Below are 12,431 nucleotides of genomic sequence, written 5' to 3'. Positions count from 1 at the left end.
TATTTGCCAGTTATGAGTAAAATAATGCTATAATATTTTCACGAAAGAAAGGATGATGAACATGATTGAAAAAGCGACATTTGCAGGTGGCTGTTTTTGGTGTATGGTAAAGCCATTTGTTGAGTGGGACGGTATACATAAAGTCACATCTGGCTATATGGGTGGCCATTTAGAAAATCCAACATATGAAGATGTTAAAAAGGGCGACTCTGGTCATTTAGAAGTAGTAGAAATCGAATTTGATTCTTCGATATTTAGCTATGAACAATTACTAGATATTTATTGGATGCAAATTGATCCAACAGATGCCTATGGTCAATTTCACGACAGAGGTGAATCCTACTCCACAGCAATTTTTACTTATTCTGAAGAACAAAAAAGAATTGCTGAGGCATCGAAAGAAAAACTTGCAAACAGTGGGCGCTTCGATAAACCTATTGTAACCATTATTCGTGATGCTCAACACTTTTATCCAGCAGAAGATTACCATCAAGATTATTATCAAAAGGAATCGGAGCATTATAAGCAAGATCGCGCAATTTCAGGGCGAGATGAATTTATTGCTGACCATTGGAAGAAATAAGCGTCTATGTAACGGTATAGTTTTCCTTTACAACAAAAAATCCATTGTGTTTTTCACACAATGGATTTTTACATTTAATCGTTTATTTTAGAAGTAAGGGAAAATGACTGCATTGCCTCAAAGAAACGCTTACCATATTTCTCAAATTTCACTTCACCGATACCACCTATTTGTCTAAGTCCTTCGAGTTCTAAAGGCTTTTTATCACATAGCTCACGCAATGTTTTATCAGAGAACACAACAAATGGTGGCACCTTTTCTTCATCTGCAATCTCTTTACGTAATAATCGTAAGTGTTCAAATAGCGGATCATTTTCTGCAAGTACTCGAACAGTAATCGCTTCTTTTCGCATAACTATTCGACTGCCTAACAGTACGGACTTTCCTTCCTCTGAAACATAAATCGTTGGGAATGTTCCGTGCTTCACTGCTAGTAATCCTTCCGCAATTAAAAATTCTATAAAATTTGATACCTCTTTTGAAGATTGACCTTTTAAAATACCGTATGTTGATAGTTTGGAAAACCCAAATTCAAGAACCTTTTGGTTTTTAGAGCCAATTAATACTTGTGCTACCATCGTTTTACCGAATTTTTGCCCCATCCGTACGACACAAGCTAAAACCTTTTGCGCGTCTACTGTGACATCCTTTACTTCACGGCTATCATTACAATTACTGCATCGATTACACGGTTCGTCGGCTTCTTCGCCAAAATACGTTAAGATTGCATTTTGAAGGCAACCTTCTGTATGACAATAATCAACCATTGTTTGTAATTTCTCTAATTCCTGTGCAATACGTGTTTCATCACGTGTTTGCTCAATTAAAAATCGTTGTGTTTGAACATCTCCTGAAGCATAAAGCAATATACAAGCACTTGGCAGTCCATCTCGTCCTGCACGGCCCGCTTCTTGATAGTAGCTCTCCATATTGCGCGGCATTTGATAATGGATAACGAAGCGCACATTACTTTTATCTATACCCATACCGAACGCATTCGTCGCAATCATAATACGAGCCTCATCCTTTAAAAAACGTTCCTGCTCAGACACGCGCATATCCTCTGATAGCCCTGCATGATATTTGGCTACCGACACACCTGCACGTGCGAGAACTTCATACAAACCGTCGACTGATTTACGTGTCGCGGCGTAAATAATACCTACTTCGCTTTTATTTTTTTCAATATAATTTTTTATATATCGTTCTTTATTTTCACCGATTAATACTGTAAAAGCTAAGTTTTCACGTTCAAAGCCAGTAATAAGTGTTGCCTCTTCATCAATCGTTAATAATTGACGAATATCCTCGCAAACGGCAGGTGTCGCAGTAGCCGTTAATGCGAGAACAGTTGGTTTTTGTGGCCATAGTGTAAACAATTTTTGAATCGCACGATAACTTGGTCTAAAATCATGTCCCCATTGTGAGATACAGTGCGCCTCATCGACCGCTAACAATGGAACGTATAATTGTGATAACGCCTGTAAAAAGGATGCACTTTCTAATCTTTCAGGGGCAATATACAGAAGCTTTAAATAGCCTGCACTCGCTAGCTGCATTGTTTCATCTACTTCTTGAGACGATAGCGTACTATTAATATAGGCTGCAGGTATATTGGCTGCTCGCAATGATTCTACCTGATCCTGCATGAGTGATATTAACGGTGAGATAACAATCGTTAAGCCATCTAGCATTAGTGCAGGGATTTGATAACAAATTGATTTTCCTCCACCTGTTGGCATGACACATAGGCTCGACTGTCCACTTAACGTTTGCTCTATAATTTGGGCTTGTCCGTTGCGAAACGAATCGTACCCAAAGTGGTGCTGTAGCATTTGTCTTGCTTGCTCCATATTATTTCTCACTCCTCTGCTGTTAGACGAATTAACTTATACTCGCCTTGAGCATTTTTAAAAATTTCATATGTCATGATGGAATTGGCCAGTGCCTCCTGGCCCGCTGAATTAGTCAGCACATATTCTGTTTTTGCACGCACAACAATATTTTGTCCAACTTTCTCTATACGTTTAATAGTCGTATTAGAAAAATGAATTTTTGCTTGCTTAGACGCATAATAGGCAACCATGTCATCAAGCGTACTCTGTAAATCCTCTGCTCCTGTAACAGTCTTCATTACGCTTGCATCATTAATCGCAACAGCTGCTTTTAGATGCTCATGGAAGGTGTCAATAAATATTTTTACCTCGTCCTCATTATACGCAAAAACATCCTTACCATATTTTTCGATAGCTTGTTGCACTGCTTCTTTGTCTCCGTTTTCACTATACTTAAATAGATTTTTTGATTGAGACAAACGATCTTTTGCCTTCATGCCGTCTGTAATCCATTCATCAAGTAACTGTACTATATCTTGCAATGGCAATATGTATGGTTGTGAAACACCTTGTTGCTGTCGATTAAAATAAATGCCCACGATTTGACCTTTCTCTGCCTCCATTACAGGGCTACCAGGTGGTAATGCTTCCTCTCCATCTATATAATACGCAGCTACCTTGTCATTATATTTTTTGATTGTGTGTGGCAAACCATCGACATACACGGCTAGGTTATCCAAATTCCCATTATAAACGGTTGGAACGTTGACCGTAGCGTTATACTTCACTTGTAGCACGGCTATATTATAGGCTGTCGACATATAACGTACATCAGCTTCTACAAGCTTATCGTTACTAAATTGCACAAGTGCTGTTGGCTTTGAGGATACGAGTGCTCCATTCGTTACAATATAGAGCATCTTTGGCTCTTTTTTCACGATAATGCCTGCACCAATACCGTTCTCTCCTACAACCTTTACCTCTGGAACAAGCTTTTCCTCCTGCTTCTCCACAGGCTTTTCCGATTTCACTTCAGCCTTTTCCTTGTTAAACATTTCTGCAACGGACTGATCACCACAGCCTGTTAATAGGAAGGTTGCCGCTCCAACAATTAGCATTTTGTTTCGCATACATTCACCAGTACTTTCTTTCTCATCTTCTTTCCTATTCTATCATAAACAAGGATGTCATTCGTTTCAAGTTTACATAATATTATTATTTATTTATTTTCTTTAGAAGAAACGCTTTTATCAAAAAAAAAGAAAAACCTATTATTTATTAATAGTAAAAACGAACTGATTTTTTTCATTCATTCTTCGTATACTACATAAAAAAAGAAAAACAGAATTTAATTCTGTTTTTCTTTTGGAATACCAAAAACTCGGAATATGTAGTCTTGCTCTTGTTCTTTTGACGCAATACCTGTGGCTATACCACCTTGTTTTGTTCCTTGAATAAACCACATCTCGTTATGGTCTTGATCTACCGTTGAAAAATCATCTTGTTTCCACCGCTTTAATATCTCTACATATTTCTCGCTATAATCGAAACTATCTTTATTTTCCTCTACCATTTGCAACAATGTACTTATTCGTTCGGGAGTAATCATAATCGATGATTCTTTCTCATCTGCAATTATCTTTTGATGTGTCATTTGTTGAATAACTTCTTGCACTAGGTTATCGACAAAGGGTTCATCTCCAGATTTCCATTCATCAATCATCTTGGAATAAGTTGGATTTTCCCAACCGAAGTATATATCCACTGTCGATACAAACGCTTCCACTTCATCTACTTTTGAAATTGCTTGACTGTTTTCGAGTTGACTTCTGTCACTTTCAGATTCTTCGTTTGCATAGTACATTTTTATTATCAAAAAAGTACCATATATACTCAGAAACGCCGTTAAAACAACTACAACTAAAACATGACTCAACTTCATTTTTTGCCACCTTTCTTTATTAATTAATAATTTACCCAAAAATTATCACATCGTTTCCTAAAATTCAACATCAAACAAGTCATTCGACTAAACAATAGAATCCTGTTCTTTGGAACCAAATTTCTCATAAAATTACCTTTAAAAGTATACTTATTGACTTTATTTATAGCATTTTTACATTTGAATGCCGTTGATTTCCGTTACGGGCGGACGCTTTCCGCGGGCACAATGTAAGCCACAACCCTCGCTAACGCGCGGTCTGTTGTGGCTTACATTTTGTGGTGTTCCCGCAGGAGTCGCCGCCCTCCACTGCAATCAACTGAATAATTTAGACATCATGAGAGAACTACTGGATGCATTTTGTAATATGATTTATTAAAAAAAGGCATGCCCTATTATTCAAGCATGCCCGTCATGTATTTATTTTTTCTTTAATACGAGTGATGTACCTATAATACCTAACATTAAAACTAAAAATATTGCATAGGTAAACGAATGATTGCCCGTTAAATCATAGCAATAACCGATTAATGTTGGAATAATAGCGCTCATCATAAATCCACCTGACATTACCATCGATGACCAACTGTTTGCTTCTTCGTTATTCCGTGCTTCATCCAACGGTAATAATAACCCGATAGGAAACAATCCGCTAAGTACTACCCCTATAATGAGGACAGCCACCCATAACATTAAACCTGTTGCTACCCATAATAATGCAAAGCCGATAACCCCCATAATGGCTAATGTTAGAAGCCAACGAATGCGACTTCGCCATTTTTCCATTAGCATCGGTACGACAATATTTCCGATCATTTGTACAATAGATAGAAATGTAAGCATCGAACTAGCAGTCACAAGTGAGAAGCCTTTATCTTGTAGCATTGGTGTTAACCACGACATCATAGAGAAAAAGAGCGATGTTTGCAGACCAAAATAAAGTAAAATCGTCCATGCTCGACCGTTTTTCCACGGATTACGTGCAGTTTCCTTTATAGGATATTCTCCTTGTACAGACTGATGATGACCTTGTTTGTTTTGGATAACAAGCAACCAAATCATAAGAGCAATTACTGCAAGCACTGACCAACTACCAAGTGCAACTGTCCAATTTTGATGAAAGCCATTGTAAAATGATACTGTTAATGCCGCGCTTAATGTGGCACCTGTTCCAATACCAAAAGAATACACCCCAACAACTGTAGTAAAGCGACTCGGGAATTTTTCTTTTATAAATGCATTTAACATCGGACCGATAATGGCAATAGCAAACCCTGCTATAAAACTTGTCACGACTAGCAATGCATAGCTTTCTTTTAACAACCGTAATCCATTAGCAAATACAAGCAGGGCTAAAAGCAATGCAATAGCAGACTTCGTACCAAGACGTTTTTGTAACGGGACAGCCACTGGTGCAAACAGGCCCATACAGAACACTGGAATGGATGTTAGTAGACTCATTTGTGTATTGGATACTTGTAGCGACTCCATTAATACATTAAACAAGGGGCCAATGCCCGTTACAGCAGGTCGCATATTGAGGGCAACGAAAAATATACTAACAACAGCGAATACTATTGAAGCCGTCCATTGTTTATTATTCATAACATTTAATACCTTTCTTCATGCCAATTTCATTATTCGTCATTCAACCTGCACTTGATTCACTACTATCGTTGTCAGACATCTGATTTCTTATATTTATTTTTACCATTTTTTCTACATAACGTCAATATTTCGGGGAATTCCTTATTAAATTGCTAAAATCAGACATTACATATTTTTAGGCGCGTTAATGCCTAGAAGGGCTAACGAATCTTCTAGAATCATTGCTACACAATGACATAAAGCTAAACGAGAATTTTGTCTATCATCATTCGATAATATCTTATTAGTTGCATAATATTTATTGAACGATCGTGCTAAATGTAAAGCATATTTAGCAACTATTGACGGATCAGCTTGTTCATAAGCAATTGTAATAACGCGAGGATATTGTTCTAGTAACAGAATGACTGGCCATGCCTGCACGCCTAATGGTTGATAAGTCATCTCCCCCAGTTGCCCATTCGCTTTTTCTAAAATAGAAAAAATACGAGCATATGTGTATTGAATATATGGTCCTGTCTCGCCTTCAAATTGCATCATTTGCTCAATTGAAAACTCAATATCATGTAAGCGATAATTTTTTAAGTCGTTGAAAATCACAGCACCGACACCAACTTGCTTCGCTACTTCTTCTTTATTTTGTAAATTGGGATTTTTCATTTCAATATTTTGTTTTGCTGTAGCAATTGCTTCAGTCAACACATCATTGAGTAACACAATCTTGCCTTTACGCGTTGACATTTTTTTGCCCTCTTTTAGAATCATCCCAAAAGCTACATGACTTAAATTACTTGCCCAATCGTAACCCATTTTCTCCACTACATTAAATAACTGTTTGAAATGAAGCGTTTGTTCATGTCCTACAACATAAACTATTTTTTCAGGATGATATTGTTGAATACGATAAAAAGCTGCTGCTAAGTCACGCGTAGCATATAGTGTAGCACCGTCTGTTTTAGTAATAATACAAGGAGGCATTTCCTCTTTCTCTAATTCAACAACATACGCACCTTCAGAAAGTGTAAGTAATCCTTTTTCTTGTAATTCATTTACTACCGTGTGCATTTTATCATTATAGAAAGCTTCACCATCGTATGCATCAAATTGAATGCCAAGAAGCTGATATAGTGTTTTGAATTCTTCTAACGATACTTCTCTAAACCAATGCCATAGCGCAAGTGCTTCTTCGTCCTTATCCTCTAACGCTTTAAATGCAACACGCGCTTGCTCAATTAAAGTAGTATCTCGCTCTGCCTCTTCATGAAACTTCACATAGATTTTCAATAATTCCTCAATCGGTGCAGCTTCAATTGTTTGCTGATGTCCCCATCGTTTATACGCAACAATTAATTTTCCAAACTGTGTTCCCCAATCACCTAAATGATTAATACGAATAGCGTTATAGCCATTTTTCTCAGCGATATTGGCGAGTGCATTACCAATAACAGTTGAACGTAAATGCCCCATGGAAAAGGGCTTCGCAATATTAGGAGAAGAAAAATCGAACACAACATTCCCTTTTCTCGTTAAACTTGTGCCATATAAATGTTGCTCTTTCACAATTTGCTTTAATACTTGTTGTGTAATGATGTGTTGATTTAAAAATAAATTGACATATCCGCCGACTATTTCAACCGACTGAATCACATCACACGTTAAGTTTTTTTGAATATTAGATGCAATTAGTTGAGGAGATTGCCCGAGCTTTTTAGCCAGTTTAAAACATGGTAATGAAAAATCACCAAGGTCTACATGTTTAGGTTTTTCAAGTAATTTTTCAATCTCTTCTACTTCCACTTGATTATTTAACGCACTAGCAATACTTTTTGCAATTTGTAAATTCATGTACTTATTCCCCCTTTTATATAAAAAAAAGCCCTCGTCTCAATTAAGAGACGAGAGCATAGATTCCCGTGGTACCACTCTAGTTGCCAAAATTATGACCACTTTCTGTTGATAACGAGGTGACTCCCCGATATTCCCTACTACTATTTCGGGAAATTTCTCCAAAGTGCGTTTCATTCAAATAGTCTGCATTAGGCTCACACCATCCCTAATTCGCTTGGCAGCACAAAATGAACTACTTTCTTTTTCACAGAATTTAACAACTAATGATTTTGGAATATTCTATATTATCCAATCTTGAAAGTCAACTACAACTATATATTTTCTTAAAAAGTGATTAATTGTATCTTTATTCAATGAAAAACAAGTAATTTGTACTATTAATTGTGCTATATAGTACTGAACTATGAGCGGTAAACGTTGATGTCATAATGTTTATAGACTATGGAACATATTTCATGATATACTAGAGCCATTGTGAAAAAAGGAGGAACTTGCATGATTCAAGTAAGTAATGTAGGTCTTCGCTATGGCGATCGTAAACTATTTGAAGACGTAAATATAAAATTCACACCGGGGAATTGCTACGGTTTAATCGGGGCAAACGGTGCAGGAAAATCAACATTCCTAAAAATACTTTCTGGTGAAATTGAAGCACAAGAAGGTAATGTATCAATGGGTAAGGACGAACGCTTATCTGTCCTTAAACAAAATCACTTCGAATACGATGAGCATACAGTGCTTGATACGGTGATTATGGGTAACAAACGCCTATATGACGTGAAAAATGAAAAAGATGCAATTTATGCAAAAGAAGATTTCTCTGATGAAGATGGCATGCGTGCTGCTGAATTAGAAGGTGAATTTGCAGAGCTAAACGGTTGGGAAGCAGAATCAGAAGCTGCAACATTATTAAACGGTTTAGGCATCTCAGATGATCTTCACTACATGTTAATGGGTGATCTTGAAGGTTCTGACAAAGTCAAAGTATTATTAGCACAAGCATTATTCGGTCAACCAGATGTACTATTACTGGATGAGCCTACCAACCACCTTGACTTAAAAGCGATTCAATGGTTAGAAGAATTCCTAATTAACTTTGAAAATACAGTTATCGTCGTATCCCATGACCGTCACTTCTTAAACAAAGTGTGTACACATATTGCGGATCTTGATTTCTCAAAAATCCAATTATATGTAGGGAACTATGATTTCTGGTATGAATCTTCTCAATTAGCGCAAAAAATGGCGCAAGACCAAAATTCTAAAAAAGAAGAAAAAATTAAAGAATTACAAGCGTTTATCGCTCGTTTCTCTGCCAATGCATCAAAGTCAAAACAAGCAACATCACGTAAAAAAATGTTGGATAAAATCGAGCTTGATGACATTAAACCTTCTAGCCGTAAATATCCATTCATCAACTTCCAAATCGGCCGCGAAATCGGTAATGATGTATTAACAGTTGATGGTCTTACAGCAAGTCAAGACGGTCAAACTTTATTTAAAGACATTCGTTTCTCAATGAATAAAGATGATAAAATCGTTTTACTTGGTAGCCCCATGGCTAAAACAGCTCTTCTTGATATCTTAATGGAAGATAAAGAAGCTGATGCTGGTACATTTAAATGGGGTGTTACAACATCTCAAAGCTATTTCGAAAACGATCATGATAAATACTTTGAAGGTTCAGAAAAGTCTTTAGTAGAATGGCTACGTCAATATTCACCTGACGATGAAACAGAAAGCTTCCTACGTGGTTTCTTAGGTCGTATGCTATTCTCTGGTGAAGAAGTGAAAAAATCTCCATCTGTATTATCTGGGGGAGAAAAAGTGCGTTGTATGCTTTCAAAAATGATGCTAGCAACAGCCAACGTCATTTTACTAGATGAACCAACAAACCACCTTGATCTTGAATCAATTCAAGCACTAAATGAAGGCTTAATCCGCTTTAAAGGGGCGATGATTTTCACATCTCATGACCATCAGTTCATTCAAACAATTGCAAACCGTGTCATTGAAATCCGTGAAGATGGTTCAATTTTAGACAAACAATTAACATATGATGAGTTTTTAGAGTGGAAAGATAGCCAAGGCTTAAACTAATCCAATCGTCAATTAAGCTCCCCCATTCACTTGGGGGAACTTTTTTCTAAGAGGAATGAAAAAACAGCAAATACTTTTCGTATTTGCTGCCTGTTGCTATTTTTGCATTTCTTTTGTTGGTCCAAGTACACCTGGAACTGGTAAGCCAGCTTGACGTAATAATACGGTCATTTGACCACGATGATGTGTTTGGTGGTCAATTAGTGCACGTAATAATGCGCCTCGAGTAATCGGTCCTTTAAAACCTCTCACTTCCTCCAGTAATTCTTCATTTGACAGCTTAGCCGCTTCTTCTTTAATACTTGTAGCTGTCTTTTCATATGTCGCAGCAATTTCACCTGCTGATGCTGGAATAGGATCTTCTTGTCGAATCATAGGTACCTTTAAACCTGCTAAATAACTAAAATAGCCTGCAGCGCCAACTAAATGCCAACCTAACCAGCCAAGAGAATTGTGACCTTCAACAATGCTTTGACTTAGTGATTCATCTGACATTGCTTTTAGCACTTTAGCAGTACCTTCCGCTGCAACCGTCCATTCGCTTAAAAAATCATCTACATGTCGATACATATTATCGCCCCCCCAAATTTTAACTCTTTATTATCATAGTAAAATCCTAACTGTATCGCAAGTTTGCGCTATTAGTTTACATAAAAATATTATTAGATTCCAACTTTACTACGCTTGTTCTAAATTTCAGTTGATTTTTACCTCTCTTTCCTCAAGTTAAAGACTTTGCCCATATTTTTGTTAAATCATGTATAATGGGCTACATCTTAAACTAATAGAAAGAGGTATTTTATGTTTTCCCCATTACAAAAAGGCGATACAATTGGCATTTACTCGCCTTCAAAACCAGCTTCCGTTATTGCTCATACTCGATATGAACGAGGTAAGGCACGATTACAAGCACTTGGCTTTTCAATTAAAGAAGGTTCATTAACTGGCAAACATGATATTTATCGTTCTGGTTCACCTAAGGAACGCGCACAGGAGCTCAATGAACTATTACATGACCCTACAGTGAAAATGATTTTGCCTACAATGGGCGGCACAAATGCCAATAGTATGTTGCCTTATATAGATTATGAAGCGATTCAACAATCCCCTAAAATACTAGTTGGTTTATCGGATGTAACGGCCATTCTCCTTGCCATCTATGCTAAAACCGACGTGCCAGTATTTTATGGACCTTCTGTTGCATCTACATTTGGTGAATTCCCACCATTTGTGAATTACACAGAACAATATTTCATCGATCTCTTTATGCAAACTATACCTATTCCTTATGAAGTATCGATTCCCCCTATTTGGACAGATGACCGAGTTAATTGGCTTGAAAAAACAGCAGAAAAAACGCAACACGATAATTCTTGGATAACTGTTCAACGAGGGAGTGCCGAAGGTCGATTAATCGGAGGTAATATTAATACGATGTATGGCTTTATAGGAACCCCCTACTTCCCGCAAATTCAAGAAGGCGATATTTTATTATTAGAAGATACATCCAAAACAATTGCTGTCGTGGAAAAAAACTTTGCTATGTTAAAGTTACATGGCTACTTCGAAAAAATTGCAGCGATTATTTTAGGCAAGCATGAGCAGTATGATGATGAAGGAACTGGTCGAAAACCTTATGATGTTTTAGTAGAACTGCTGGACGGGAACCCTATACCAATCTTGGCTGAGGTAGATTGTTGTCACACACATCCCCTGCACCCATTGCCAATCGGCTTACGTGTGAAAGTAGATGCAACAAATAAACGCATTTTGTTGTTAGAAAGTTGGTTCACTTAATATTCGTATATAGGCACTCCTTCACGTATACTTAAAGAAAATTGCTAAAGGAGTTTGATAATATTCGAATCTTTTTCTTATTTTCTCTAGCAATAATACTTGTCGGCTGTACAACGAGTCCGACTACAAACCCACAGTCTAGCCATTCGACTAAATCTGATCAACAAGATGTTAAAGAACAAGCAACGAATCGACCATTTAGTAGTCTTCTCACTACCTATTTCCCTCCAGATGGAACAACTGCTTATTTTCAAGGGGAAGGGAACGAGTTTGCTAGTTACACACTTCAAACAACCTATATTGATGATATGACAATAGCACAATTAGAAAATAACGGTGGTGTCACATTATTAAAGGTCTTTCGGATTACGAAGTCTGCTGTAGAACTTGTTTATATGGAAGCAGTCGATGAAACGCCAATATTGCCAACAACACAAGAAATAGCAACATTACCAGTTATTGAAACCATTTTACAACTGCCATTAGAGGTTGGAAACCGTTTCGATGGTTGGGAAATTCTTTCGACTACAGCCTCAATACCAACGGGCTTAACTACTTTTCACGATGTCATTGAGCTGAAGAAAACAAAGGACAATATGACGACCTTTAACTATTTTGCAAAAGGTGTGGGATTAATCTATACAAAAGACGAAATGGTAACAAATAACGGTGAATCATTTACCATTACTTCCACTTTGCAAAAAATCGAATGAAATGA

At 37.1% G+C, this 12,431-nt stretch carries 10 protein-coding genes and 1 other annotated feature; of the genes, 4 read left to right on the top strand and 6 right to left on the bottom strand.

The annotated features are described in order from the left end of the window. The first annotated feature begins 61 nt into the window (after nt 1–61). A complete protein-coding gene (msrA, locus tag JNUCC52_RS01915) occupies nt 62–583 on the top strand; it encodes a peptide-methionine (S)-S-oxide reductase MsrA (RefSeq protein ID WP_172771944.1) in 522 nt (173 codons plus the stop codon). A 74-nt stretch (nt 584–657) separates the two neighbouring features. Here the strand turns inward: msrA and recQ are convergent, their stop codons facing one another. From recQ to argS, 5 genes are all read right to left on the bottom strand, one after another. Next, nucleotides 658–2,436 carry a DNA helicase RecQ gene (gene recQ, locus JNUCC52_RS01910; RefSeq protein ID WP_172771529.1) on the bottom strand — a complete coding sequence of 593 codons (1,779 nt, stop codon included), beginning with the start codon at nt 2,434–2,436 and terminating at the stop codon, nt 658–660. 8 nt (nt 2,437–2,444) lie between these two features. Continuing rightward, nucleotides 2,445–3,548, bottom strand: a complete 1,104-nt coding sequence (locus tag JNUCC52_RS01905) for a TcaA NTF2-like domain-containing protein (RefSeq protein ID WP_337981193.1) — start codon at nt 3,546–3,548, stop codon at nt 2,445–2,447. Between the two features lie 218 nt (nt 3,549–3,766). After that, complete coding sequence (locus JNUCC52_RS01900) at nt 3,767–4,360, bottom strand: DUF6241 domain-containing protein (protein ID WP_337981192.1); 594 nt, start codon at nt 4,358–4,360, stop codon at nt 3,767–3,769. Nucleotides 4,361–4,780: 420 nt separating this feature from the next. Next, nucleotides 4,781–5,965: an MFS transporter gene (locus JNUCC52_RS01895; RefSeq protein WP_337981191.1), complete on the bottom strand. Its 1,185-nt coding sequence runs from the start codon at nt 5,963–5,965 to the stop codon at nt 4,781–4,783. Nucleotides 5,966–6,133: 168 nt separating this feature from the next. After that, complete coding sequence (gene argS / locus JNUCC52_RS01890) at nt 6,134–7,813, bottom strand: arginine--tRNA ligase (protein ID WP_337981190.1); 1,680 nt, start codon at nt 7,811–7,813, stop codon at nt 6,134–6,136. A 43-nt stretch (nt 7,814–7,856) separates the two neighbouring features. Continuing rightward, nucleotides 7,857–8,073 (bottom strand) — a binding site (T-box leader). Between the two features lie 238 nt (nt 8,074–8,311). Between argS and JNUCC52_RS01885 the strand changes: the two genes are divergently transcribed. Beyond that, nucleotides 8,312–9,916, top strand: a complete 1,605-nt coding sequence (locus JNUCC52_RS01885) for an ABC-F family ATP-binding cassette domain-containing protein (protein WP_172771533.1) — start codon at nt 8,312–8,314, stop codon at nt 9,914–9,916. A gap of 96 nt (nt 9,917–10,012) precedes the next feature. On the opposite strand, the gene JNUCC52_RS01880 is transcribed toward JNUCC52_RS01885, so the two are convergent. Continuing rightward, nucleotides 10,013–10,486 carry a DinB family protein gene (locus JNUCC52_RS01880; RefSeq protein ID WP_337981189.1) on the bottom strand — a complete coding sequence of 158 codons (474 nt, stop codon included), beginning with the start codon at nt 10,484–10,486 and terminating at the stop codon, nt 10,013–10,015. Nucleotides 10,487–10,717: 231 nt separating this feature from the next. Between JNUCC52_RS01880 and JNUCC52_RS01875 the strand changes: the two genes are divergently transcribed. Together JNUCC52_RS01875 and JNUCC52_RS01870 are read left to right on the top strand one after the other, a co-directional pair. Continuing rightward, entirely contained in the window at nt 10,718–11,713 is a 996-nt protein-coding gene (locus JNUCC52_RS01875; protein ID WP_337981188.1) for a S66 family peptidase, read from the top strand. A gap of 41 nt (nt 11,714–11,754) precedes the next feature. Beyond that, a complete protein-coding gene (locus tag JNUCC52_RS01870) occupies nt 11,755–12,426 on the top strand; it encodes a hypothetical protein (RefSeq protein WP_172771536.1) in 672 nt (223 codons plus the stop codon). Nucleotides 12,427–12,431: the final 5 nt, after the last annotated feature.

Source organism: Lysinibacillus sp. JNUCC-52 (assembly GCF_015999545.1).
Classification (GTDB): domain Bacteria; phylum Bacillota; class Bacilli; order Bacillales_A; family Planococcaceae; genus Lysinibacillus.
This window is presented reverse-complemented; position numbering and strand designations above follow the sequence as displayed.

Excerpts from the sequence above, each read along its gene's own strand:
- JNUCC52_RS01875 (WP_337981188.1), top strand. The coding sequence starts at position 10,718 with ATGTTTTCCCCATTACAAAAAGGCGATACAATTGGCATTTACTCGCCT.
- JNUCC52_RS01900 (WP_337981192.1), bottom strand. The coding sequence starts at position 4,360 with ATGAAGTTGAGTCATGTTTTAGTTGTAGTTGTTTTAACGGCGTTTCTG.
- JNUCC52_RS01885 (WP_172771533.1), top strand. The coding sequence starts at position 8,312 with ATGATTCAAGTAAGTAATGTAGGTCTTCGCTATGGCGATCGTAAACTA.
- msrA (WP_172771944.1), top strand. The coding sequence starts at position 62 with ATGATTGAAAAAGCGACATTTGCAGGTGGCTGTTTTTGGTGTATGGTA.
- JNUCC52_RS01905 (WP_337981193.1), bottom strand. The coding sequence starts at position 3,548 with ATGCGAAACAAAATGCTAATTGTTGGAGCGGCAACCTTCCTATTAACA.
- argS (WP_337981190.1), bottom strand. The coding sequence starts at position 7,813 with ATGAATTTACAAATTGCAAAAAGTATTGCTAGTGCGTTAAATAATCAA.
- JNUCC52_RS01895 (WP_337981191.1), bottom strand. The coding sequence starts at position 5,965 with ATGAATAATAAACAATGGACGGCTTCAATAGTATTCGCTGTTGTTAGT.
- recQ (WP_172771529.1), bottom strand. The coding sequence starts at position 2,436 with ATGGAGCAAGCAAGACAAATGCTACAGCACCACTTTGGGTACGATTCG.
- JNUCC52_RS01880 (WP_337981189.1), bottom strand. The coding sequence starts at position 10,486 with ATGTATCGACATGTAGATGATTTTTTAAGCGAATGGACGGTTGCAGCG.